The following is a 22,770-nucleotide window of genomic DNA, read 5'->3' as shown; positions in this document are numbered from 1 at the left end:
GCATCTGTGGACAGCCCACTGAGCTGGGGATTCGTGGTGCGGGTGTCGTCGGTCGGCGGTAGTATTCGCACATGTGTTCGACAGGTGCGGTCGATGCGGTGGCCCGGCTGGCCGCCGCGTTGGACGACCTGGCCGCCGAACGGCTCGAGGGTGCGTTCGGCCCGCAGCTGCTCGAGCGGCTGGCCCCGCTGCTGACGGCCGCGAACCGCCTGTCCGCCGAAATCGCCCGCACGACGCACCAGTGCGAACTCGCCGGCGCCTCCGAGCACGACGGGCACAAGACCATGGCCTCCTGGCTGCGCGGGCACGCCCGCTTCTCCCCGGCCGCCGCCTTCCGGCTGGTGACCACCGGGCGGGCGATCGAGGCCCTCCCGGCGGTCGCCGCCGCGGCCGCGACCGGGGCGGTGCCCGCCGAGGCGCTGGCCGTGATCGCGCCGGTGACCACCCCGGCCAACCTGGCCGCCGCCGCAGCCCAGGACGTCGACCTCGCCGGCGTGGACGCCGCCCTCGCCCAGGTGGCCGCCACCCGCCCGCACGCCGAACTGCGGCAGGTCGTCGCGCATTACCTGGGCCGGCTGGACCCCGACGGTGCTGAGCCCGACCCCACCGAGGGCCGGTCGCTGAGCTTCGTCAAGCACGCCGACGGGTCAATTACCTTCCGCGGCGAACTCGACGCCGTGGGCGGGGAGAAGCTGCAGACCGCCGTGGAATCCATCGTGCAGGCCAACCGGCCCGCCGGGGACACCCGGACCCGCGCCCAGCAGCAGGCAGACGCCCTCGTCCAACTGGCCGACAACGCCCTGGCCGTCGGCGGTCTGCCGATCCTGCGCACCCAGAAACCACACGTGGTGGTCCGGGTGGACCTCGAAGACCTCATCGACCCCGCCGCGGCCGGCCCCGGCGCCGCCCAGACCGGCTTCGGCACGATCATCTCCGCCGCCCGCGCCCGCTGGCTGGCCTGCGACGGCGGCGTCAGCCGCATCGTCATCGGCCCCGACGGTGAAGTGCTGGACTACGGCCGCCGCCAACGGATCTCCCCACCCCCGCTGCGCCGCGCCCTGGACGCCCGCGACCGCGGCTGCGTGTTCACCGGCTGCGACGCCCCCGCCCACTGGTGCGACGTCCACCACCTCGTCCACTGGATCGACGGCGGCCAGACCGACCTGGGCAACTGCGCGCTCCTGTGCGAACGGCATCACACCAAGATCCACCACGGCTTCCGGATCGAACGCCAACCCGACGGCCGATGGCGCACCTACCGCCCCGACGGCACCGAGATCCTCATCCTGCCCCGCATCACCGCAGAACCGGCCAACTCCCGCGCCGGCTGACCGGTCACGCCCGGTCGGCCGCCACGTGCGGGCGTTCCGACCGGGGTCGGGGAACGCCGCCGGCGCGCGCCGGCTCGCCACCGTCCGGCTGCACGGTGTCCGGCTGCACGGCTCCTGGCTGCACGGCAGCCGGCGGCTGCGACTCGGGCACGGCCGGCCGCCCGAAGTGCCAGCCCTGGCCGTAGTCGACCCCGAGGGAGCGCAGCGCGTCGGCCTCCGTCGCCGTCTCGATGCCCTCGGCGACGACGCGAGCCTGCAGCCCGCCGGCGAAGTCGACCAGGGAGCGCACCAGCACGGTGCGCACCGGATCGGTGTCCAGCCCGCTGACGATGCTGCGGTCGAGCTTGATGACGTCGGGGGAAGTCACGACGATGTGGCGGAGCGAGGAGAAGCCGGCGCCCACGTCGTCGATGGCCAGCCGCAGGCCGCCCGCCCGGAACGGCGCCAGGGTGGCGGCGAGCGCGTCGTAGTCGTCGACCGCGTCGTGCTCGGAGAGCTCCAGCAGGATGCGGTCCAGGGGCAGCTCGGCGAGGAGTGCGGCGCACTCCGGGGTGAGCAGGGTGCCCGGCGAGACGTTCATCGCCACGTAGCCGTCGGCCTGCCGCAGGTGCTCGGCGGCGCGGCGCAGGGCGAGCAGCTCGAGCTGGTCGCCCAGGCCGACGCTGTGCGCCTCCTCGAAGACGACGTCGGGCGTCTGCTGCCACTCGGCGGGGAACCGGCTCAGCGCCTCGGCGCCCACCCGGGCGCCGGTGGCGAGGTCGACGATGGGCTGCAGCGCGACGACCGGTCCGCCGGCGGCCATGAGGGGCGCCAGCCGGCCCTCGATGCCGGTGCGCCGGTGTTCCTCCCTGACCTGCGGCTCGATGATCACCGAGGCGGCCGACGCGAGCACGTCCATCAGCGCCTTGTCGCGCTTGGTGAGGTCCTTGTCGGTGGTCAGGCCCGCGGCGCAGAAGGTGCCGTACAGGGTGCCGTCGGACAGCGTGACCGGCACCGAGACGTAGCTGCGGATGCGGGGCATGCGCGCGGCCGGCAGCTTCATGGCCTCGGGGAACTTCCTGAGGTCGGGGATGACCGCGGGCAGCTTCCGGTCCAGGACCGCCTGGCACAGCGACGTCTCCTGCACCTGCGTGACGCCCTCCTGGAAGAGGAACGGCACGGAGGACTCCACCACCTCCAGGTGCTGGGTGGTGCCGTCGAGCCGGGAGAGGAACGCCACGGAGAGGTGCAGCGACTTCTTCGCGGTTCGCAGGAGGTCGGCGATCTGCTGCTCGGTGTCGGTGCGGTGCTTGCCCACTCCTGGGTGGTCGGCCGGTGGGGCGGGAACCTGGAGCGGGCACCTCACTCGTCCGGATGAGGTGCCCGGACCTCAGCCGAGCGAGGCGGTGAAGGTGACGCTGTCGTCGGAGACCGTGGTGCACTCCACCGTCAGGGGCCCGGCCCCGACGCTCTGGCCCTCGGTGCAGGAGACCTCCTGGTTGCCCACGCTGAAGGTCGCCTCACCGTCCTGGACCCCGCCGAAGGACACGCTGGTGCCGAGGATCTCGACCGACTGGGTGTCGGGGCTGAGGGTCGCCGAGCAGGAGGTCCCGGAGCAGTCGACGGCCTCGCCGACGGCGCCCGCGGCCGAGCTCGCCGTCGACGCGGCGGCGCCGGTGTCCTCCAGGACGGACGTGCCCGTGTTCGCCTCGTCGCCCGAGCACCCCGCCAGGGGGAAGAGCAGCACTGCACCCGCGGCGAGCGCCCCGCGGGTGAGCCTTCGCGTGTGTGTGGTGGCCATGATTCGAGGCTAGGTCGGCCGCTACCGTGCCGCGCCGCAGCGGCCGGAACGTCACGTGACTGTGACCTGGGTCACTCAATCGTCGTCAGGGCCTGAGGATGATCCCGGTGCCCCCGGCCTCGACGGTGATGCGCTCCTCGCCGATGTCGACGTCGGTCAGCTCCTGGCCGAACGGGAGCGGGTCCATGGGGATGACGACGGTGAAGCGCTGCCGCAGCAGCAACCGGCTCGCGTCGTCCAGGAAGGTGGCGGTGTCCACCTGCGTGGGCTGCACCGCGAGGTCCCCGTCCTCGGCGTCGATGACGGCTCGCGCTGACGCGGAGAGCCGGCGCCCGAGGATCTCGACCGACCCGGTCAGCAGCGCCTCCCCGTCCGGTCGCCCGTCCAGGCGCACCGGACGCCCCGTCGCCTCCAGGTAGGTGTTCAGGTCCTCGTAGGTCAGCGTCGCCACCTCGCGGGTCCGCTCGAGGTAGACGACGTCCACGTCCTGGGTGAGCAGGTCGTGGAACGGGACGTGGACGCCGGTCAGCTCGGCGTCCACGCGCTCGATGCGCAGCGGGCCGGCGCGAAGGTCCTCGACGACGATCTCCACGCGCTCGTACCGCCCGGCGATCAGCTGGGGCAGGAAGAACGCCCCGTGCACCTCCACCTCCGGCGGGGTGAGGACGCCGGTGGCGAGCTGGACGTTGCGCGCCAGCAGGCCCTCCGCCGCCCAGCGGGCCAGCCGGTCGGCGCCCCACAGCAGCAGGAGGACGCCGACGGCCACGCTCGCGGCCAGGAGCAGCGTCGACCGGCGCGGCCGTCGCACCGTCCACCTCTGCATCGCGGTGCTCATCGCCCGGCGGTCTCCAGGGTCTGCTCGCCGACCCGCCGGCCGCTGGGCGAGCGGGCCGCGGTCTCGGCGGTGTCGCGCAGCTCCTCGCGCGAGACCACCTCGGTGCGGATGCGGTGGCTGGGCCAGCTGGACCACCGGCCGAGGAGCGTGAGCAGCGCGGGCGTGAGCACCGGCCGGACGAGGAAGGTGTCGATCAGCAGGCCGACGCTCATCGTGAAGGCGATCTGCCGGAAGGTGTCGAGGGGGATGATCGCCACCATCGCGAACGTCGTCGCGAGGATCACCCCCGCCGCGCTGATCGCGCGCGCGGTGGCCGGCATGGCCAGCGCGATCGCCTTGCTCAGCGGCAACCGGTTCGCGGCCTCCCAGATGGAGCCCACCGCGAAGACGTTGTAGTCCGAGCCGAGCGCCAGCAGCAGGACGGCGGTGGCGAAGGGCACGTAGAAGGTCAGCCCCGGGTCGTCGAGCCACCCCTGGAACACCAGCACGGTCAGGCCCATGGCCGCGGCGACGCTCAGGGCGCTGGTGAGGAGCAGGGCGATGGGGGCCACCAGCGCCCGCAGGTAGAAGACGAGCACGAGCAGCTCCACGACGAGCGCTGCCAGCAGCGTGTACCGGAGGTTGTCCCGCGTGATCTGGGCGAGCTCGGCGGCGATCGCGGTCTGGCCGGTGACCAGCACGTCGGCGTCCCCGAGGCCGGCGTCGGCCAGCAGGGGGCCCAGCCGGTCCTCCAGCCTCCGCAGATCGGCGATGGCTCCCGCGGCCAGCGGGTCGCTGTCCAGGACGACGACGAAGCGCGCGGCGTCGCCGTCCGCCGAGAAGACCACCCCGTAGTTGTCGGGCAGCGGGTTCTGCGCCGGCCCGAGGACCGTGGCCACGCCCGGCTGGGCGGTCAGGGCGCGCTGCACGGACTCCAGCGCGGCACGGTCCTCGGCGATCCCCGGTCGCTCGAGGATGATCTCCGTGGGCGCCACCACGCCGCGGACGCCGGCCTCCTCGAGCACGGCGGCGCCGCGGCTGACGGGGTCGTCGCTGGGCAGGCCGCCGGTGAACGACAGGTCCAGGCGCAGGGAGGTCAGGGGGAGCGCGGCCACGACGAGGACGGCGGTCCCGAGCACGGCCGCGACCGCTGCGCCGCGGCGGCTGACGACGATCCGGACCAGCGGGCCGGCGCCGCGGGTCGAGGGCTCCCGCCGGGGGCGCGCGGAGTGGGGCACGAACAGCCACCGGCCGAGGATGGCGAGCAGTGCCGGCACGAGGGTCAGGGAGACGACGACCCCGATGACCACGGTGAGGGACAGCGCGGGCCCGAAGGCGCGGAACAGCTCGTAGTCGGCGGCCAGCAGCGCGGCCGTCCCCGCCGCGACCGTGATGCCGGCGACGGCGATGATCGGGCCCTCGACGGCGACGGCGGCGCGGGCCGCCTCGAGGCGTGGCAGGCCCCGGTCGAGCTCCCGGCGCAGCCCGGAGAAGAACAGCACGCAGTAGTCGGTGATCACGCCGATGAGCAGGGCCGCGATCAGCGGCTGCACCTGGTCGGGCAGGGAGAAGCCGAACGCCGCCGCCGCCACCCCCAGGCTGCGGATGGCGACCAGGTAGCCGAGCCCGGCCGTGAAGAGCACCACGAAGGGCGCGACGACCGACCGGAAGACCAGCCCCACCACGACGGCGATGAGGGCCAGCGTGGCCACCTCGAACACGTGGATCCGGGACTGCAGGTAGGACACCTGCTGGATCTGGGCCGGGACGACGCCCGTGACGTACGTCTGCACGCCGGGCTGGTTCTCGAAGTGCGCGGCGTACTGGCGGGCGAGCGCCGTCGTCTGGGACAGGGACGTGAACGGCGTGACGTAGAGGTAGGTGACCGCGGTGTCGGAGGTGCCGGTCGGGATCGGGACGGCGGCGGCGATGTTGCCGCGGCCGACGGGCACGGTGCCGCCCAGGTAGTTCTGGGTGAAGGACAGGGCCCACAGCGCCACGTCGGCGCGCGTCAGCACGCTCAGGCCGCCCGGGTCGTGCACCACCACCGAGGTGTCGGACAGCACCGGGAGCCGGAACAGCTGCAGGCTGCGCTGCTGCGCCTCGACAACGGGGCTGTCGGACGGGACCAGCGAACCGATGCCGCCGCCGCCGCTGCTCGCCGTGGGCAGGGCCGCCGAGACCCACACGGTGATCAGGATCCAGGCCAGCACGACGAACCAGCGGGCCTTGACGACGGTGCTGCGGTAGGCGGCCGCGAGCAGGCGGAACGGTCCCGCCGCGCGCGTGGGCTGCCGACCGCCGGTCATCATGCCGGCGGTGGGGGAGACGTCGTCCGACCGTGCACCTGGCCTCCACCCTGGCCGATCCCCGGTTGGCACCGCACGCGGAGGGTAACCGGGGGCGGACGCGCCTGCCCGGCGAGCGGAGGTCCGACCATGACCGAACCCGGCACGAGGTCACCGATGCCCCAGGAGGGGTGGCGGCGGGTGCTGCGGTGGTGGGGACGGGCCGGCGCCTTCCTGGGCGGCCTGGTCGTGGGGGTCGTCCTCGTCGGGTTGCTGAGCGAGGGCAGCGTGCTCGTGGCGGCGCCGGTGCCGACGAACCCGGACGCCGCGCGGCCGGCGTTCCCGGACCCCGGGGCGGGGGAGGGGAGCGGAGCGACGGGGCAGGTGACGATCGACGACGACTGCCTGCGCGCCGTCAACGCGGCCCAGGACATCGCCCAGCTCATCGACGAGCTGGGCGAGGCGATCGCCGACTTCAACGCCACCCGGCTCGACGAGATCGTCCGCGAGCTGCAGCCCCTGCAGCGGCGGCTGCAGACGAGCATCGACGCCTGCGAGGTGGAGGCCGGGACGCCGGAGGGTCCCCCCGGAGCCGTGCCCACGGGCGCGGCGCCGCCGACGGGCCCCCTCGCACCGGCGAGCCCCGACACGACCGACTGACCGGCGCGGGCCGCGGCGGGCACGGGACTCCGGCCGCGGGCGCCGTAGGCTGGTATCCCGTGAGTCTCACCATCGGGATCGTCGGCCTGCCCAACGTCGGCAAGTCGACGCTCTTCAACGCCCTGACCAAGAACGACGTCCTCGCGGCGAACTACCCGTTCGCGACGATCGAGCCGAACGTCGGCGTGGTGGGCGTGCCGGACGAGCGGCTGGCGAAGCTGGCCGAGATCTTCGGCAGCCAGAAGATCATCCCGGCGACGGTCTCGTTCGTCGACATCGCCGGCATCGTGCGCGGCGCCAGCGAGGGCCAGGGGTTGGGCAACAAGTTCCTGGCGAACATCCGCGAGAGCGACGCGATCTGCCAGGTCATCCGCGTCTTCACCGACCCCGACGTCGTGCACGTCGAGGGGAAGGTCAGCCCGGCCGACGACATCGAGACGATCAACACCGAGCTCGTGCTGGCCGACATGCAGACGCTGGAGAAGGCGGTCCCGCGGCTGGAGAAGGAGTCGCGCAAGGACAAGGACCGCAAGGCCCTGCACGACGCCGCCGTCGCCGCGCAGGAGGTGCTCAACAGCGGTAAGACGCTCTTCTCCGCCGGTGTCGACCCCGAGCCGCTGCGCGAGCTGACGCTGCTCACGACCAAGCCGTTCCTCTACGTCTTCAACGTCGACGCCGACGAGCTGGGCAGCGCCGAGGTGCTCGACGAGCTGCGCGCGCTGGTGGCCCCGGCCGAGGCGATCTTCCTCGACGCCCAGACCGAGTCGGAGCTGATCGAACTGCCCGCCGACGAGGCCGCCGAGCTGCTGGAGTCGATCGGGCAGAACGAGCCCGGGCTCGACCAGCTCGCCAAGGTCGGGTTCCGCACCCTCGGGCTGCAGACCTACCTGACCGCCGGGCCGAAGGAGGCCCGCGCCTGGACGATCCCGGTCGGCGCGACCGCCCCGCAGGCCGCCGGCGTCATCCACACCGACTTCCAGCGCGGCTTCATCAAGGCCGAGATCGTCTCCTACGACCAGATCGTCGAGGCCGGCTCCATGGCCGAGGCCAAGTCCAAGGGCTGGGTGCGCATGGAGGGCAAGGACTACGTCATGGCCGACGGCGACGTCGTGGAGTTCCGCTTCAACGTCTGACCGCGCGGGTCGGGGTCGGGCGGAACAGGGGCTACAGGAGCGGCGTTCTGCTGTCGATGTCCCTGGTGGCCCGGAGCTGCCGGGGCGGCCTACGACCGAGGAGACCTGATGGACTACCTGCGACAGCTGCAGGCGGAGCGGCCGCTGATCTTCGGGCTCCTGCTCCTGGTGGGCTTCATCGTCGCCTTCCAGCTCGCCATCTTCGTGATCCAGCTGATCGTCGGGCCCTTCGGCCTGCCGGGCTGGGCACCCATCGTCATCCTGGTCGGCGGCCTCGTCCTCATCGCCCGCCGGCAGCAGCGGTAGCCAGTCACCCGCCGGGGCGGGCGTTGAGCCGTGCCGCCTGCCGCGTGAGGTGGTCGCGCTCACGCAGGTCGGGTGCAGCCCGGGCGGCGTCGGCGTAGAGCCGGGCCGCGGTCGCGGCGTCGCCGTCCTTCTCGTGCAGGTACGCCGCCACGGCGGTGAAGCGGGGGAGCGACGGGTCGAGCTCGGCCAGCGCCGCCAGGCCGGCTCGCGCGCCGTCGGCCTCGCCGACCGCGACGGCCCGGTTGAGCCGCGCGATCGGGCTGCCGGTCAGCCGCACCAGCTCGTCGTACCACTCGACGATCTGCACCCAGTCGGTCTCGTCCGCCGTCCGTGCGTCCGCGTGCAGCGCGGCGATCGCGGCCTGGGCCTGGAACTCGCCCAGCCGGTCGCGCGCCAGCGCCGCCTGCAGCACGTCGACCCCCTCGGCGATCAACCGGATGTCCCACGCGCCGCGGTCCTGCTCGGCCAGCGGTACCAGGGCGCCGTCGGGGCCGGTGCGTGCCGGGCGCCGGGCGTGGTGCAGCAGCATGAGCGCGAGCAACCCCGACACCTCGGGGTGGTCGCTGACGGCCGCGAGCTGCCGGGTGAGGCGGATCGCCTCCGCGGCGAGGTCGACGTCGCCCGAGTATCCCTCGTTGAACACCAGGTAGAGCACCCGCAGCACGGTGCCGATGTCGCCGGGCCGGTCGAAGCGGACGCCCGACACCGTCCGCTTGGCCCGGCTGATCCGCTGCGCCATCGTCGCCTCGGGCACGAGGTAGGCCTGGGCGATCTGCCGGGTGGTCAGCCCGCCGATCGCGCGTAGCGTGAGAGCGACAGCCGAGGCCGGCGTCAGCGAGGGGTGGGCGCACAGGAAGTAGAGCCGCAGGGAATCGTCCCGGGCCTCCGCCGGCCCGGGCTCCGGCTCGGCCTCGACGCGCAGCTCGCGCTGCCGCCGCGACGACTCGGCGCGGGTGGCGTCGAGGAACTTGCGCCAGGCCACCGTGACCAGCCAGTTCTGCGGGTCACGCGGTGGGTCGTCCGGCCACACCCGCACGGCTTCGACCAGGGCCTCCTGGACGGCGTCCTCGGCCGCCGCGAAGTCGGCTCCGCGGCGGCCGAGGACCCCGATCACGGTGGGGACGATCGCCCGCAGCAGGGTCTCGTCCACCGGGGCGGTCACTCCGTGATGGTGGGCGGCGCCGTGAGGAAGGGGCGCAGCTCCAGCCACTCGTGGATCGGCTTCCCACTCGCGCCGGGAGCCGCGGACAGCTCACCGGCCAGCTCGACCGCCCGCTCGTGGCTGTCGACGTCGATCACCATCCAGCCGGCGATCAGGTCCTTCGTCTCCGCGAACGGGCCGTCGGTGACCGGCGGCCGGCCCTCGCCGTCCGAGCGGACCCACGTCCCCTCGGGCGCCAGCGCCTGCCCGTCGACGAACTCGCCGGTGCCCTCGAGCCGAGTCGCGAAGTCCTGCATGTACTGCACGTGGGCCGAGATCTCCTCGGGCGTCCACTTCTCCATCGGGACGTCGTTGACCGCCGCCGGCGCGCCGCGGTAGTGCTTGAGCAGCAGGTACTTGGCCATGGTGTTCTCCCTGGTGAGGTACGGCCCATCGTGGCCGTTCGCACCCCTGGGACGGAACCGCCCGCGGTTTCTCGACACGGGCTGCAGACCCCGTCGAAAAGAATCCGAAGAGGCTCAGACCCGGCCGCGGAGGATGCGGTGCCAGTACACCTGCGGCAGCCCGTAGCGGTCGAACAGCCACTGCCACCGCCGCGGCACGAACGGGTCCAGGAAGGGCACCGACGGCTGCGACCGGTTGTCGCGGTCGACCTCGTTGAGCATCAGCTTCCGGCGGCTCACGGTGATCGGCATGACCGTGTAGCCGTTGTAGTGCCGCATCGGCTTGCCTTTCTCGGCGGCCTGCAGGTTCTTGCTCAGCACGTCGACCTGCTTCCGCAGCGCGCCACCCGACGGCCGGGTGGCGAGGGCGGCGGCGTCACCGAGGCCCCAGACCGACTCGTGGCGGCGGTGCCGCATCGTCTGGGGGTCGACGTCCACCAGGCCCGGCGCCGGGTCGACGGCGAGCCCGGCGTCGGCGATCCAGCGCGGCGCCCGGTAGTGCGGGACGGCGTGCGCGAAGGCGACGTCCTCCAGCACCCGGCGGCCGCTCGGCGAGCTGACCGTGACCGAGTGCAGGTCGCCGTCCACCTCCTCGATCCGCGTCTCGCGGAGCACCTCGATGCCGTAGTCCGCGAACACGTCCTCCAGGAACCGGTCCGCCTCCGGGATGCCCGTCCCGGTCGCTTCCGGGAGGAGGAGGCGCACCTGCAGGTCGCCGAGCACCCCGGCGCGCCGCCAGTGGTCGCACGCCATGAGCAGGGGCTTCAGCGCGGTGGGCCCGCACGACGCCGGCTCCGGCGGCACGGTGAAGACGGCGGAGCCCGACCGCAGCGACGTCACGCTCGGCCACACCAGCGGGGTGCTGCCCGGCACGTAGGACGACGCGGCCCAGCCCTCGGCGTAGGCCTGCTGCAGCCCCGGCGTCGCGCCCCAGTCCTCGACCAGGCCAGGGCAGAGCACGAGCGTCGACCAGTGCAGCGTCCGGCCTCCGCGCGTGCGCACCGTGCGGGCGGTGGGATCGACCGCCTCGACGGCGTCGCGGATCCACGCGCACCCGTCCGGCACGACCTCGGCCATCGGGCGTTCCAGCTCCGACATCGACGCCTCGCCGGCGGCGACGTAGTTCAGCAGCGGCTTGTACCGGTGCACCGGCTGCGGGGCCACCACGGTCACGTCGGGGACCCCGTCCCGGAGCAGCCGCGCCGCCAGCGAGATGCCGGCGTTGCCGCCACCGACGATGAGCACGTTCGTTCCCGCCACGTCCGCTCCCCACGATCAGGCCGCGGACCTCTCCTCAGCGCCGCAGCTCGGCCACCGTGTCCAGCCTGCCCAGTTTGCGCGGGTTCCGAACCGCGGACCTGCGCTCGATCGGCACGCCCGCTCGGCGTCACACGGAGACGACCATCCCGGCGGTCGTCGCGACCAGCGTGAAGCCGGCCTCCCAGATCGCCAGGATCCCGGTGCGCCGGGCGGGACCCACCCCACGCCGGGCCAGCAGGACGCCGCCGACCAGGGCGGCCGCACCGGTGGCGAGGGCGGCGACCTCCATGACCCCCCACGGCGGGGCGGTGGCGCTGAGCCACCGGGTGGGCGGGGTCAGCCCGAGCACCCAGCTGTAGGACGCGGCCCAGAAGGCGAGGCCGAGGACCGCGAGAGCGAGGACCGGCCGCCGCCACCGGTCGACGCGGGTGCGGCGGAGGCGCGCGTGTTCGACGAGCACGCGGCGGAGGTCAGGTGAGCGGCGCGCCGAGCGGTGGGCCCACGCGCGCGCCGGTGGTGGTCAGCCGGCGAGGCGGGTGCACTCCTCGCAGCGCGCCACCTGCCGCTGCGACGACCAGTCCTGCGCGGCGGTGGCGCGCACCAGCTGGCCGCACAGCGAGGACTCCAGCCCGTCGACCACCGGCTTGGCCACGGCGTGCGCGACGCCGGCGGCCCGCGCGAAACCGTCGTCCCCGGGCCGGACGTCGGGTCCGATCCACCCGACCCGGATACCGATCACGAAGAGGCTCGCCGTCATGGCGCCAGCGTGGGCACCCGAGGTGTCCGGGAGGTGACGCAGCCCCGAACTCTCGGCGGCGACGCGGCGCCTCAGTCTCAGCCCTGCGCGGCCGGCCGGTAGACCACGTGCAGCACGCCGGTCGGCAGCGCCTCGGAGGACACCAGCTCCAGCGGCGTGCGGTCCAGCTCGTCGGTCCAGCGCCGCTCGCCGGAGACCACGACCGGGTCGACCAGCAGCACCAGCTCGTCGAGCAGGCCGGCCGCCAGCAGCGACCGCACCGTGCTGAGGCTGCCCGACATGCCGATGGTGCCCTCGGTGCGCTCCTTCAGCGCCCGCACGTCGTCCAGGCTGCGCAGCACCGTGGTGCCGGCCCAGCCGGAGCGCTCCAGCGTCGTGGACAGCACGAACTTCGGGATCGGGTTGATGAACTCGGCGAACTCGTCGCTGTCGTTGCCCGGCCAGTACTCCGCCCACTGGTCGTGCAGCACCCGGCCCATGAGGTAGGACTCGCAGCGCCCCAGGTGCCGGTCCATGGCCTTGCCCATCGCCTCGTCGAAGTACGGGCCGTGCCACAGATCGGGGCGCTCGGCCGAGCCGTCGACGGTCGTGAACAGAGCAGCGGTGATGCGCCCCACGGGATCTCCTTCGATGATGCGGTCGTCGAGAACCTAGACGCGCAGGCGGCGGGGAACTCATCCGCCGGGCGCGCGGCAACGGCGCATCCCCGGCAGGCTGGCGGCGGTGGCCGGCCGGCGGCCACCCTGCGCCGAGGAGGTACCGCGTGCCCCGCCCCCCGTTCCCGCCGTTCACCCTGGAGACCGCCCGCCAGAAGGTGCGCGCCGCGGAGGACGCCTGGAACTCCCGCGACCCGGTGCGGGTGGCGCAGGCCTACACCGAGGACACCGTGTGGCGAAACCGCGCCGAGTTCCTGCGGGGCCGCGACGAGGTGGTGGAGTTCCTGACCCGCAAGTGGCAGCGCGAGCAGGACTACGCGCTGCGCAAGGAGCTGTGGGCCTTCACCGACGACCGCATCGCGGTCCGCTTCCAGTACGAGTGGCACGACGCGGAGGGCCGTACCTGGCGCTCCTACGGCAACGAGAACTGGGAGTTCGCCGCCGACGGCCTCATGCGCCGGCGGGAGGCCAGCATCAACGACGTCCCCATCGCCCTCGAGGAGCGGTGGATCCTCGGCCCGCGGGAGGACGGCGACACCAGCCCGCTGCCGCTCCGCTGAGGCGGGCTCAGGGCTTGGTCGTCACCTTGTACGGTGCGCCGCCGCGGTCGTACGTCGTCCACTCACCGGTCTGGCGCCCCCGGTCGAAAGAACCCGACCGCAGCAGGGTGCCGTCCAGCCGGAACCACTCCCAGTACCCGTCCGGCTCACCGCCGACGACGCGGCCGCGGGCGCGCACGGAGCCGTCACGGTGGCGCTCTTCGTGGAGTCCCTCGGAGAAGTCGGCCTGCGGCATGCCCGCATCTCACCAGGGCCGACCCTGAGGGCGGAACCAGGGGCGGATCCGGGTGTCACCGGATGTTCCGGCGCCGCCGCGGGACGCAGGCTCGTGGCATGACGAACTCGGTTCCCCTCCCTCCCCCCGCGGACGCCCCCGGCGCGGAGCAGCAGCCCCCGCCGGGACGGCCGGAGCTCCGGCGCAGCACCACCGACCGGATGGCCGGCGGCGTCTGCGGCGGCCTCGCCGACTACAGCGGCATCGACACCGTCCTCTGGCGGGTCGGCTTCGTCGGGCTCACCGTCGCCGGTGGCGCCGGCGTCCTGGTCTACCTGCTGCTCTGGGTGCTGATGCCCGCCGGGCCGGCCCGCAGCGACGAGACCCCCAGCCCCCTGGAGCGGCTGGTCCAGCGCCTGCACGACGCCCTCACCGGGCGCCGTGCGGCCTCGCCGCGGTGAACCCGGCGGCGGTCCTCCCGACGGGCGACACGCGGATCGGCGCCGGCCCACGACCGGCGCCGGTCCGCCAGGATGGGCGTGCCCCAGCCCCGATCAGCGACGGAGCACCGACGTGACCGTTCCCTCCGGACACCAGCCGGCCCCCATGGTCGTCCCGCAGTTCTTCGTCCGGCAGCGGGTCACGATGATGGTCAACCGCTACGAGGTGCTGGCGGCGAACCCCGACGGCAGCGAGGGGCACCTCCTCGCCCTCGCCGAGCAGAAGCGGATGAAGCTCCGCGAGGAGGTCGTCTTCTTCGCCGACGCGGGCAAGACCCGGCGGGTGTTCTCCTTCAAGGCCCGGCAGCGCCTCGACGTCGGCGCCGAGCACGACATCGTCGACGAGCACGGGCAGCCCATCGGCTACTTCCGCAAGGACTTCGGGGCCAGCCTCCTGCGCTCCACCTGGCACGTCTCCGCACCCGGCGTCGAGGCGGTCGGCCAGGAGCGCAACCAGTTCATCGCGGTGCTGCGCCGGGTGTGGAACTTCATCCCGTTCCTGAACAACATCCCGGTGCCCTTCCTCTTCCACTTCGACTTCACCGACAGCCGGACCGGGACGGTCGTGATGAGCAGCGAGAAGCGGATCGCGCTGCGCGACCACTACACGGTGACCGTCCCCGATCCGCGCCTGGACTTCCGGGTGGCGGCGTCGATGGCGGTGGCCCTGGACGCGCTGCAGAGCCGCTGACCGTCTGACGACGGAGTGCGCGTACGCCCGGTTCCTGGCGCTGGAACCGGGTGTACGCGCCCACACCCGGGGGAAGGAGCCGGCCACGTCGGGCGTTGCGCTGGGCAACCGACGCGAAAGGCCGCACCGCATGAGCACCACCCTGTCCGTCCTCGACCTGGCACCCATCCCGCGCGGGGAGACCCCGACGAGCGCCATCGCCGCGAGCGTGGCCCTCGCCCAGCGCGCGGAGGAGCACGGCTACGCGCGGGTCTGGTACGCCGAGCACCACAACATGCCCTCGATCGCGTCGTCGGCCACCAGCGTGCTGATCGCCCACGTCGGCGCGCAGACCCGCAGCATCCGGCTGGGCGCCGGCGGCATCATGCTGCCCAACCACTCGCCGCTGACGATCGCCGAGCAGTTCGGCACGCTCGACGCGATGTACCCGGGCCGCATCGACCTGGGGTTGGGGCGTGCGCCGGGCAGCGACCAGAACACCATGTACGCGCTGCGCCGCGACCCGCGCTCCGCCGACACCTTCCCGCAGGACGTGCTCGAGCTGCAGGCCTACCTGGCCGGCGAGAGCCGGGTGCCCGGCGTCGACGCGATCCCCGGCAAGGGCTCGCGGGTGCCGCTGTACGTGCTGGGCTCGTCGATGTTCGGCGCCACGCTGGCCGCCGCGCTGGGGCTGCCCTACGCCTTCGCCTCGCACTTCGCGCCCGCCATGCTCGAGCCCGCCGTCGCCGCGTACCGGCAGGAGTTCAAGCCCTCGGAGCAGCTCGCGGAGCCCTACGTCATCGCCGGCGTCAACGTGGTCGCCGCCGACAGCACCGCGGCCGCCCAGGAGCAGCTGCACGCCGTCCGCCGGAACCTGGCCGTCGGCCTGTTCGGCCGCGGCCGGGCGGTCACCGACGAGCAGGCCGACCAGCTGCTCGCCCAGGGGGCCGGGCACCACGTCGGCACGATGCTCACCCACACCGCCGTCGGCACCCCGGTCGAGGTGCGCGAGCACCTCGAGGGCTTCGCCAAGCTCGCCGACGCCGACGAGCTGATCGTCGCCCACCAGTCGGGGTCCCTCGAGGGCCGGCTGCGGTCGGTGGAGCTCGTGGCCGAGGCGATGGGATCCCGCGCGCTGTGACGTACCCGTGTTTCGGCCCCCGGGGAGCCACGGGTAGGCGGCGCCGGTGACGTACTCGATCGTGGCCCGCGATCCCGAGACCGGGGAGATGGGCGTGGCCACCCAGTCCCAGGCCTTCGCGGTCGGCAACAGCGTGCCCTTCGCCCTCCCCGGGCACGGTGTCATCGCCACGCAGTCGATGGCCGAGCCCATGTACGGCGCCGTCGGGCTCGACCTGCTCCGTGGCGGGTTCACCGCCCAGGAGGTGCTGACGGCGCTCAGCAGCGTCGACCCGCAGCCCGAGCGCCGCCAGGTCGCGGTCCTCGGGGTGAACGGAGACCTGTCCGCGTACACCGGCACGAGCTGCGTGGACGCCGCCGGTCACCTGATCGGCGACACCTGCGTCGCGCTGGCCAACATGGCCAGCTCCCCGGCGGTGTGGGAGGCGATGGTGGAGCGGTTCGAGGGCTCCGCCGGCCCGCTCGCGCAACGGCTGCTCGGCTCGCTGGTGGCGGGGGAGGAGGCCGGCGGTGACTTCCGGGGACGCCGCTCGGCCGCGATCATGGTCGTCCGCGCCACCACCACCGGGCGGCCCTGGCACGACATGGTGGTCGACCTGCGCGTCGACGACTCCCCGGACCCGCTGGGCGTCCTGGCCGACCTCACCGTCACCCGCGCCCGCTACCAGGACGTCGTCCGCGCGTTCCAGCAGGCCATCGACGGCGACCCGGTCACCGCCGACCGGGAGCTGGAGCTGCTGCGGCCGATGGACCCGGTCAGCGAGCCCGACCAGCTGATGTGGCGGGCCGTCGTGGCGGCGCTCGCCGGGCGCGAGGACGACGCCCGCGCGATGCTCGTGGACCTCGCCGCCTCCGCGCCGCAGTTCATCGAGGCCGCCAGCCGCTTCGGCAAGGCCGGGCTCATGCCGGCCGACGTGGTCGACCGCATCATCCCGCCGGTGCCGCCGAGCTGACCCCGTGCGCCGCGCCCGGTCTCCCCCCGGCGGGGGGAGCGGACGTGATCTGCGTTTCAGACGATCCCGTATCGCGCCGATCCCTCGGCCATGGGACAGCGGCGCACCGGGATCGCACGGGAGCGGGGCGCGGACCGCGCGCTGCGCACCGTCCGCATCACCGCCACCGTCGCGACGGCCGTGTGGGTGCTCAGCCTGGCGCTGGCCGCCCTCGGGACGCCGTACGTCGGGGAGTACCTGGCCGCCGGGGGGAAGCTCGTATTCCTCGCGGCGCTCACCGGCATGCTCGTCGTGCGGGCGCGGGTGTCGCCGGCCACCCGCCGGGCGTGGCACTGCTTCGCCGGCGCGGTCGGCGCCTACCTGGTGGGCGGTGCGGTCTACGAGATGCACTACCGGTCCCTGGACGCCGTCCCCCGGCCGTCGTGGGCCGATGCGTTCCAGCTGGGCTTCTACCCGCTGGCCTTCCTGGCGCTCCTGCTGATGATCCGGGGCCGGGTGCGGCGCCTGACGGCGAACCTCTGGCTCGACTGCCTGGTCACCGGGCTCACCGCCGGTGCCGTGGCCGCGTCCCTGGTTCTCGGCGACCTGCTGCGCAGCGCCCCCGGTGGCGACGGTGCCGCGTTCGTCGGCATCGCCTACCCGGTGGGTGACCTGCTGCTGCTGAGCCTGCTGGCCGGCGGGCTGGTCGTCATCGGCCGGCACGGCGGGGGCGGGTGGTGGTGGATCGTCACCGGCCTCCTCCTCTTCGTCACCGGTGACACCGCGTACGCCTACCAGGTCGCGCACGGCACCTACGTCGTGGGCAGCCCGCTGGACGTGGTGTGGGGCCTGGCGTTCCTCTGCTTCGGGCTCTCGGCGTGCCACATCCCGAAGAGCGGGCGCACCGACGCCTCGGCGGGGCGTGCACCGCTGCTCGTGCCGGCGGTCTGCACACTGAGCGCGGTCGGCCTGCTGGCGCACGGCTACTTCCACGGGGGCGACCCGGTCGCCGGGGCGCTCGCCCTCGGCGCCGTCCTGGCCGCCCTGGCCCGCACCGCGCTCACCTTCCGCGCCGTCCGGGCGCTGGCCGACAGCCGCCGGCAGGCGCGCACCGACGAGCTGACCGGGCTGCCCAACCGCCGCTCGGTCTTCGAGGCCCTCGACGCCGGCGACGAGCGGCTGCTCGCCGGCGAGGAGGTGGCCGTCCTCGTGCTCGACCTCGACCGGTTCAAGGAGATCAACGACTCGCTGGGCCACGGGGTCGGCGACGCGCTGCTGCGCGAGGTCGGCACCCGGCTGCGGGCCCAGGTGCGCGAGGGCGACCTGCTGGCCCGGCTGGGTGGGGACGAGTTCGTCGTCCTTGCCCGGGACCTCGACGCCGAGGGCGCCCGGGCCCTGGCCGAGCGGCTGCGCACCCATCTGCAGCGCCCGTTCCGGCTGGGCGGCATGGAGCTCGCCGTCGACGCCGCCGCCGGCATCGCCGTGGGGCCTGAGCACTCCCGCAACGCCGCCGAGCTGCTGCAGCTCGCCGACCTGGCCATGTACTCGGCCAAGTCCGGCCGGCTGGGCGCCGCCGTCTACGACGAGGACCGCGACGGCCACGGCCGGCACCGGCTCGAGGACATCGCGGCGCTGCGCCGGGCCCTGGAGACCGGCGAGCTGGTGCTGCACTACCAGCCGAAGCTGGACCTCCCGACGGGCACCGTGGCGGGCGTCGAGGCGCTCGCGCGCTGGCAGCACCCGACGCGGGGCCTGCTCTACCCCGACGCGTTCATCGACCTCGCCGAGTCGGCCGGGCTGATGGCGCAGCTGACCACCCGGGTGATCGACATGGCTCTGGGCCAGTGCCGCCGCTGGGCCGACCAGGGCCGGTCGCTGACCATGGCGGTCAACGTCAGCCCCTCGAACCTGGTCGACCAGGGCTTCCCGGACGACGTCGCCCGCCTGCTGGCCGTCCACGGCCTCCCCGCCGGCAGCCTGGTGCTCGAGGTCACCGAGAGCCTCCTGATGGAGGACCGGGAGCGCGCTGTCCGGGTGCTCACCCGGCTCCGGGACGCCGGGGTCGGCGTGGCGATCGACGACTACGGCACCGGGCACTCCAGCCTGGCCTACCTCGCGGCGCTCCCGGTCACCGAGCTGAAGCTGGACCGCACGTTCATCGCCGCCATGACCGGCAGCGCACGGGCGGCGTCGATCGTCACCTCCACCCTCCAGCTCGCCCACGCGCTGGGCCTGGTGCTGGTGGCCGAGGGAGCGGAGGACGCGGCGACGGTCGCGGCGCTGGCCGAACTGGGGTGCGACGTCGTCCAGGGGTACCACCTGAGCCGGCCGCTCCCGCCGGAGCAGCTCGAGGCTTGGCTGCAGGAACGGGCCATGACACCGTCATCCTCCGGATGACACCGCGACCAGGAGCCGTCCCCCACGCGCGCTGAGCCCCGAGAGCCCTCGTCGGGGAGGCCTCCGGCCCCCCGCTCCTCGGGACTCAGCGCACGACGGGCGGGCACCCAGGTGGGTGCCCACCCGTTGAGGGGTTCCTTCTCTAGCTCTTCGGGCGGGCCCCCGCGCGCAGGGCGCCGAGCAGGTCGTGGTTGAGCCGGGAGATGGTCTCCATCGAGATGCCCTTGGGGCAGGAGGCCGAGCACTCGCCGATGTTGGTGCAGCCGCCGAAGCCCTCGCGGTCCTGCTGCGCCACCATGTTGACCACGCGGTCGTTGCGCTCGGGCTGGCCCTGGGGGAGCAGCCCGAGGTGCGTCACCTTGGCGGCGGTGAACAGCATCGAGGAGGCGTTCGGGCAGGCCGCCACGCAGGCGCCGCAGCCGATGCAGGTCGCGGCGTCGAACGCCGCGTCCGAGTCGGCCTTGGGCACCGGCGTCGCGTGCGCCTCCGGCGCGGTCCCGGTCGGGACGCTGATGTAGCCGCCGGCCTGGATGATCCGGTCGAAGGCCCGCCGGTCGACCGCGAGGTCCTTGATGATCGGGAACGCGGTGGCCCGCCACGGCTCGATGTCGATCGTGTCGCCGTCGGCGAAGGACCGCATGTGCAGCTGGCAGGTCGTGGTCTGCTGCGGGCCGTGCGCCTGGCCGTTGATCATGACGCCGCACATGCCGCAGATGCCCTCGCGGCAGTCGTGGTCGAAGGCGACCGGGTCGTCGCCCTGCATGATCAGCTGCTCGTTGAGCACGTCGAGCATCTCGAGGAACGACATGTCGGGGGAGATGTCGGTGATCTTGTAGGTCACCATCTTGCCCTTGGTCGTCGGCCCCTGCTGGCGCCAGATGCGCAGCGTCAGGTTCATCCCGCGCTTCTCGGCCGCGGGGTTGCCGACGCTGGAGCGCATCGCGCCTTCGTGTGTGGCTGTCACTTGTAGCTCCGCTGGGCGAGGTGGACGTACTCGTACTCGAGGTCTTCCCGGTGCAGGACCGGGGGCTGGCCCGCAGGCGTCCACTCCCAGGCCGCCACGTAGGCGAAGTTCTCGTCGTCGCGGAGCGCCTCGCCCTCGGGGGTCTGGCTCTCCGCGCGGAAGTGGCCACCGCAGCTCTCGCGGCGGTGCAGGGCGTCGATGCACATCAGTTCGGCGAGCTCGATGAAGTCGGCGACCCGGCCGGCGTGCTCCAGCGTCTGGTTGAACGAGTGCCAGTCGCCGGTCACCTTCAGGTTGCTCCAGAACTCCTGGCGGATCTCCTGGATGCGGTCGATGGCCTTGCGCAGGCCCTCGTCCGTGCGCTCCATGCCGCAGAGGTCCCACATCAGCTGGCCGACCTCCCGGTGGAAGGACGCCGGGGTGCGGTTGCCGTTGATGCTGAGCAGCTTCTGCACCTGCTCCTGCACGCCGGTGAGCGCCTCGACGGCGGCCGGGTGGCTCTCGTCGACCTTCTCGAACGGCCCGTCGGCCAGGTAGCTGCTGATCGTCGACGGGAGCACGAAGTAGCCGTCGGCCAGGCCCTGCATGAGCGCGCTCGCGCCCAGCCGGTTGGCGCCGTGGTCGGAGAAGTTCGCCTCACCGATCACGAACATGCCCGGGATCGTCGACTGCAGGTCGTAGTCCACCCACAGACCGCCCATCGTGTAGTGCACGGCGGGGTAGATCCGCATGGGCACCGCGTAGGGGTCCTCGCCCGTGATCTGGGCGTACATGTCGAAGAGGTTGCCGTACTTCGCCTCGACCGCCGGGCGGCCCAGCCGCTCGATCGCCTCGGCGAAGTCCAGGTAGACGCCCAGGCCGCCGGGGCCGACGCCGCGGCCCTCGTCGCACACGTTCTTGGCCTGGCGCGAGGCGATGTCGCGGGGCACCAGGTTGCCGAACGAGGGGTAGAGCCGCTCGAGGTAGTAGTCGCGGTCGGACTCGGGGATGTCCCGCGGGTCGCGGTCGTCGCCGCGCTCCTTGGGCACCCACACGCGGCCGTCGTTGCGGAGCGACTCCGACATCAGGGTCAGCTTCGACTGGTAGTCGCCCTTGACCGGGATGCAGGTCGGGTGGATCTGCGTGTAGCAGGGGTTGGCGAAGTACGCGCCCCGCTTGTGCGCCCGCCAGATCGCCGTGGTGTTCGAGCCCTTGGCGTTGGTGGACAGGTAGAAGACGTTGCCGTAGCCGCCGCTGGCGATGACGACGGCGTCCGCGAAGTGGGTGCTGATCTCGCCGCTGACCAGGTCGCGGGCGACGATGCCGCGGGCGCGGCCGTCGACCACGATCAGGTCGAGCATCTCGGTGCGCGCGTGCTGCTCGACGCTGCTGGCCGCGATCTGCCGCTCGAGGGCCTGGTAGGCGCCGTAGAGCAGCTGCTGGCCCGTCTGGCCGCGGGCGTAGAAGGTGCGCGAGACCTGCGTGCCGCCGAACGAGCGGTTGTCGAGCAGGCCGCCGTACTCGCGGGCGAAGGGCACGCCCTGGGCCACGCACTGGTCGATGATGTTGACGCTGACCTCGGCGAGGCGGTGCACGTTGTTCTCGCGGGACCGGAAGTCGCCGCCCTTGACCGTGTCGTAGAACAGCCGGTGCACGCTGTCGCCGTCGTTGCGGTAGTTCTTGGCGGCGTTGATCCCGCCCTGCGCGGCGACGCTGTGCGCGCGGCGCGGGCTGTCCTGGTACCAGAACGACTTCACGTTGTAGCCGGCCTCGCCCAGCGTGGCGGCGGCCGAGCCGCCGGCCAGGCCGGTGCCGACGACGATGACCGTCAGCTTGCGGCGGTTGGCCGGGTTGACCAGGCGGCCGCGGAACTTGCGCTCGCTCCAGCGCTCGCCGATCGGGACGTCGGTGGGGGCCTTGGTGTCGGCGATCGGCTCGCCGACGGTGAACAGCTCGAGAGGCATCTGGGGAGCTCCTCAGTCGATGATGTTGAAGAGGACGGAGAAGGGCACGAGCAGGAAGCCGAGAGTGAGCACGGTCGCGAATGCCACCGCGAAGAGGCTGACGGTCTTCTCGCGGCGGCGGTTGCTCTGGCCCAGGGTCTGCGTGGCGCTCCAGATGCCGTGCCGCAGGTGCATGCCCAGCAGGATCACCGAGATGGCGTAGAAGATCGTGACGAAGGGGTTCTGGAAGCTCGCGACGAGCCGCTCGTACGGCGTGCTGTCGAAGCCCTCGGCGTTCACCGTGCCCGTGGTGAGGTCGAGGATGTGGTAGATGATGAAGGCGCCGATGATCACGCCGCCCCAGCGCATGGTGCGCGAGGCGTAGCTCTGCGCGGTGGCCTTCTTGGTGACGTAGCCCTGCGGGCGGGCCCGCTTGGCCTGGCGCCACAGCGAGACGGCGGCCCAGAAGTGCGCCACCACCGCCACCAGCAGCACGATCCGGATGACCCAGAGCGTCGTCTGGCCCGGCAGCGCGGGGTTGCCGACCGTCCGGATCCAGCCCGAGTACGAGTTGAACGCCTCGGCGCCCGAGAAGGCCTTCAGGTTCCCGATCACGTGCGCGATCAGGTACAGCACCATGATGATGCCGCTGATGGCCATGACGGCCTTCTTGAAGACCGAGTTGGTCTTCGCAACCTTGGGGGTCCTGCGCTGCGCGTGCTCCACCGTCACCACAAGTCCCCACGCTAGGACTACACGGTGCTTGCCACCAACCAAACACGAGGTGACACAGACCCGTGAATAGGTGAGTTGCAGGCGCGCGTCAGCGCGGGGCGGGCGAAGCCCGTCCTCCGGTACTTCTGCACTCGGGTCAGGCAGCC

The 22,770-nt window shown here is 73.0% G+C and carries 24 protein-coding genes; 10 read left to right on the top strand and 14 right to left on the bottom strand.

The window, feature by feature from the left end:
- Window positions 1–71: 71 nt before the first annotated feature.
- The gene (locus BMW62_RS09740) at window positions 72–1,331 is read left to right on the top strand and encodes an HNH endonuclease signature motif containing protein (RefSeq protein WP_348271457.1); all 1,260 of its coding nucleotides are present in this window, start codon (window positions 72–74) and stop codon (window positions 1,329–1,331) included.
- A gap of 4 nt (window positions 1,332–1,335) precedes the next feature.
- Here the strand turns inward: BMW62_RS09740 and BMW62_RS09735 are convergent, their stop codons facing one another.
- The 4 genes from BMW62_RS09735 to BMW62_RS09720 all read right to left on the bottom strand — a co-directional run bounded on the left by BMW62_RS09735 (window position 1,336) and on the right by BMW62_RS09720 (window position 6,234).
- Entirely contained in the window at window positions 1,336–2,628 is a 1,293-nt protein-coding gene (locus tag BMW62_RS09735) for a sensor domain-containing phosphodiesterase (RefSeq protein WP_091930670.1), read from the bottom strand.
- Window positions 2,629–2,700: 72 nt separating this feature from the next.
- Entirely contained in the window at window positions 2,701–3,111 is a 411-nt protein-coding gene (locus BMW62_RS09730; RefSeq protein ID WP_139206234.1) for a hypothetical protein, read from the bottom strand.
- 85 nt (window positions 3,112–3,196) lie between these two features.
- A complete protein-coding gene (locus BMW62_RS09725) occupies window positions 3,197–3,919 on the bottom strand; it encodes an LmeA family phospholipid-binding protein (protein ID WP_170852313.1) in 723 nt (240 codons plus the stop codon).
- Between the two features lie 23 nt (window positions 3,920–3,942).
- A complete protein-coding gene (locus BMW62_RS09720; protein ID WP_091930794.1) occupies window positions 3,943–6,234 on the bottom strand; it encodes an MMPL family transporter in 2,292 nt (763 codons plus the stop codon).
- Between the two features lie 129 nt (window positions 6,235–6,363).
- Between BMW62_RS09720 and BMW62_RS09715 the strand changes: the two genes are divergently transcribed.
- From BMW62_RS09715 to BMW62_RS09705, 3 genes are all read left to right on the top strand, one after another.
- The gene (locus BMW62_RS09715) at window positions 6,364–6,873 is read left to right on the top strand and encodes a hypothetical protein (RefSeq protein WP_139206233.1); all 510 of its coding nucleotides are present in this window, start codon (window positions 6,364–6,366) and stop codon (window positions 6,871–6,873) included.
- Between the two features lie 59 nt (window positions 6,874–6,932).
- A complete protein-coding gene (ychF, locus tag BMW62_RS09710) occupies window positions 6,933–8,006 on the top strand; it encodes a redox-regulated ATPase YchF (RefSeq protein WP_091930666.1) in 1,074 nt (357 codons plus the stop codon).
- A 108-nt stretch (window positions 8,007–8,114) separates the two neighbouring features.
- Window positions 8,115–8,312 carry a hypothetical protein gene (locus BMW62_RS09705; protein ID WP_091930665.1) on the top strand — a complete coding sequence of 66 codons (198 nt, stop codon included), beginning with the start codon at window positions 8,115–8,117 and terminating at the stop codon, window positions 8,310–8,312.
- A gap of 4 nt (window positions 8,313–8,316) precedes the next feature.
- Here the strand turns inward: BMW62_RS09705 and BMW62_RS09700 are convergent, their stop codons facing one another.
- The 6 genes from BMW62_RS09700 to BMW62_RS09675 form a co-directional block, all read right to left on the bottom strand.
- Window positions 8,317–9,474, bottom strand: coding sequence for an RNA polymerase sigma factor (locus BMW62_RS09700; RefSeq protein ID WP_211435067.1), 1,158 nt, complete (start codon window positions 9,472–9,474; stop codon window positions 8,317–8,319).
- Window positions 9,471–9,878 carry a YciI family protein gene (locus BMW62_RS09695; RefSeq protein ID WP_091930663.1) on the bottom strand — a complete coding sequence of 136 codons (408 nt, stop codon included), beginning with the start codon at window positions 9,876–9,878 and terminating at the stop codon, window positions 9,471–9,473. The genes BMW62_RS09700 and BMW62_RS09695 overlap by 4 nt, the downstream gene beginning before the upstream one ends.
- A gap of 114 nt (window positions 9,879–9,992) precedes the next feature.
- A complete protein-coding gene (locus tag BMW62_RS09690; RefSeq protein WP_091930662.1) occupies window positions 9,993–11,177 on the bottom strand; it encodes an NAD(P)/FAD-dependent oxidoreductase in 1,185 nt (394 codons plus the stop codon).
- A gap of 127 nt (window positions 11,178–11,304) precedes the next feature.
- On the bottom strand, window positions 11,305–11,637 hold the full coding sequence (locus tag BMW62_RS09685) for a hypothetical protein (protein WP_091930661.1): 333 nt from the start codon (window positions 11,635–11,637) through the stop codon (window positions 11,305–11,307).
- 60 nt (window positions 11,638–11,697) lie between these two features.
- The gene (locus BMW62_RS09680) at window positions 11,698–11,934 is read right to left on the bottom strand and encodes a hypothetical protein (protein WP_091930660.1); all 237 of its coding nucleotides are present in this window, start codon (window positions 11,932–11,934) and stop codon (window positions 11,698–11,700) included.
- A 77-nt stretch (window positions 11,935–12,011) separates the two neighbouring features.
- The gene (locus BMW62_RS09675; protein WP_170852312.1) at window positions 12,012–12,551 is read right to left on the bottom strand and encodes a dihydrofolate reductase family protein; all 540 of its coding nucleotides are present in this window, start codon (window positions 12,549–12,551) and stop codon (window positions 12,012–12,014) included.
- Window positions 12,552–12,697: 146 nt separating this feature from the next.
- Between BMW62_RS09675 and BMW62_RS09670 the strand changes: the two genes are divergently transcribed.
- Complete coding sequence (locus BMW62_RS09670; RefSeq protein WP_091930658.1) at window positions 12,698–13,150, top strand: nuclear transport factor 2 family protein; 453 nt, start codon at window positions 12,698–12,700, stop codon at window positions 13,148–13,150.
- Between the two features lie 7 nt (window positions 13,151–13,157).
- Here the strand turns inward: BMW62_RS09670 and BMW62_RS09665 are convergent, their stop codons facing one another.
- Window positions 13,158–13,385, bottom strand: coding sequence for a toxin-antitoxin system YwqK family antitoxin (locus tag BMW62_RS09665; protein ID WP_091930657.1), 228 nt, complete (start codon window positions 13,383–13,385; stop codon window positions 13,158–13,160).
- 98 nt (window positions 13,386–13,483) lie between these two features.
- On the opposite strand from BMW62_RS09665, the gene BMW62_RS09660 reads away from it, so the two are divergent.
- The 5 genes from BMW62_RS09660 (at window position 13,484) to BMW62_RS09640 (ending at window position 19,003) form a co-directional block, all read left to right on the top strand.
- On the top strand, window positions 13,484–13,825 hold the full coding sequence (locus BMW62_RS09660; protein WP_091930656.1) for a PspC domain-containing protein: 342 nt from the start codon (window positions 13,484–13,486) through the stop codon (window positions 13,823–13,825).
- Between the two features lie 112 nt (window positions 13,826–13,937).
- The gene (locus BMW62_RS09655) at window positions 13,938–14,555 is read left to right on the top strand and encodes an LURP-one-related family protein (protein ID WP_091930655.1); all 618 of its coding nucleotides are present in this window, start codon (window positions 13,938–13,940) and stop codon (window positions 14,553–14,555) included.
- A 130-nt stretch (window positions 14,556–14,685) separates the two neighbouring features.
- Entirely contained in the window at window positions 14,686–15,675 is a 990-nt protein-coding gene (locus tag BMW62_RS09650) for an LLM class flavin-dependent oxidoreductase (protein ID WP_091930654.1), read from the top strand.
- Between the two features lie 46 nt (window positions 15,676–15,721).
- Window positions 15,722–16,627, top strand: a complete 906-nt coding sequence (locus tag BMW62_RS09645; protein WP_091930653.1) for a DUF1028 domain-containing protein — start codon at window positions 15,722–15,724, stop codon at window positions 16,625–16,627.
- Window positions 16,628–16,717: 90 nt separating this feature from the next.
- Complete coding sequence (locus BMW62_RS09640) at window positions 16,718–19,003, top strand: putative bifunctional diguanylate cyclase/phosphodiesterase (protein ID WP_091930652.1); 2,286 nt, start codon at window positions 16,718–16,720, stop codon at window positions 19,001–19,003.
- A 142-nt stretch (window positions 19,004–19,145) separates the two neighbouring features.
- Here the strand turns inward: BMW62_RS09640 and BMW62_RS09635 are convergent, their stop codons facing one another.
- The 3 genes from BMW62_RS09635 to BMW62_RS09625 all read right to left on the bottom strand — a co-directional run bounded on the left by BMW62_RS09635 (window position 19,146) and on the right by BMW62_RS09625 (window position 22,621).
- Window positions 19,146–19,901, bottom strand: a complete 756-nt coding sequence (locus tag BMW62_RS09635) for a succinate dehydrogenase/fumarate reductase iron-sulfur subunit (protein ID WP_091930793.1) — start codon at window positions 19,899–19,901, stop codon at window positions 19,146–19,148.
- Between the two features lie 62 nt (window positions 19,902–19,963).
- The gene (locus BMW62_RS09630) at window positions 19,964–21,910 is read right to left on the bottom strand and encodes a fumarate reductase/succinate dehydrogenase flavoprotein subunit (protein WP_091930651.1); all 1,947 of its coding nucleotides are present in this window, start codon (window positions 21,908–21,910) and stop codon (window positions 19,964–19,966) included.
- A 12-nt stretch (window positions 21,911–21,922) separates the two neighbouring features.
- Window positions 21,923–22,621: a succinate dehydrogenase cytochrome b subunit gene (locus BMW62_RS09625; RefSeq protein ID WP_244523938.1), complete on the bottom strand. Its 699-nt coding sequence runs from the start codon at window positions 22,619–22,621 to the stop codon at window positions 21,923–21,925.
- Window positions 22,622–22,770: the final 149 nt, after the last annotated feature.

The organism is Blastococcus sp. DSM 46786 (genome assembly GCF_900109665.1).
GTDB classification, from domain to species: Bacteria; Actinomycetota; Actinomycetes; order Mycobacteriales; family Geodermatophilaceae; genus Blastococcus; species Blastococcus carthaginiensis.
This window is presented reverse-complemented; position numbering and strand designations above follow the sequence as displayed.

Bases quoted from the DNA above. Each gene is read 5' to 3' on its own strand.
- BMW62_RS09740 (WP_348271457.1), top strand. From the start codon at position 72: ATGTGTTCGACAGGTGCGGTCGATGCGGTGGCCCGGCTGGCCGCCGCG.
- BMW62_RS09730 (WP_139206234.1), bottom strand. From the start codon at position 3,111: ATGGCCACCACACACACGCGAAGGCTCACCCGCGGGGCGCTCGCCGCG.
- BMW62_RS09720 (WP_091930794.1), bottom strand. From the start codon at position 6,234: ATGACCGGCGGTCGGCAGCCCACGCGCGCGGCGGGACCGTTCCGCCTG.
- BMW62_RS09715 (WP_139206233.1), top strand. From the start codon at position 6,364: ATGACCGAACCCGGCACGAGGTCACCGATGCCCCAGGAGGGGTGGCGG.
- BMW62_RS09705 (WP_091930665.1), top strand. From the start codon at position 8,115: ATGGACTACCTGCGACAGCTGCAGGCGGAGCGGCCGCTGATCTTCGGG.
- BMW62_RS09695 (WP_091930663.1), bottom strand. From the start codon at position 9,878: ATGGCCAAGTACCTGCTGCTCAAGCACTACCGCGGCGCGCCGGCGGCG.
- BMW62_RS09680 (WP_091930660.1), bottom strand. From the start codon at position 11,934: ATGACGGCGAGCCTCTTCGTGATCGGTATCCGGGTCGGGTGGATCGGA.
- BMW62_RS09665 (WP_091930657.1), bottom strand. From the start codon at position 13,385: ATGCCGCAGGCCGACTTCTCCGAGGGACTCCACGAAGAGCGCCACCGT.
- BMW62_RS09660 (WP_091930656.1), top strand. From the start codon at position 13,484: ATGACGAACTCGGTTCCCCTCCCTCCCCCCGCGGACGCCCCCGGCGCG.
- BMW62_RS09650 (WP_091930654.1), top strand. From the start codon at position 14,686: ATGAGCACCACCCTGTCCGTCCTCGACCTGGCACCCATCCCGCGCGGG.
- BMW62_RS09640 (WP_091930652.1), top strand. From the start codon at position 16,718: ATGGGACAGCGGCGCACCGGGATCGCACGGGAGCGGGGCGCGGACCGC.
- BMW62_RS09635 (WP_091930793.1), bottom strand. From the start codon at position 19,901: ATGAACCTGACGCTGCGCATCTGGCGCCAGCAGGGGCCGACGACCAAG.
- BMW62_RS09630 (WP_091930651.1), bottom strand. From the start codon at position 21,910: ATGCCTCTCGAGCTGTTCACCGTCGGCGAGCCGATCGCCGACACCAAG.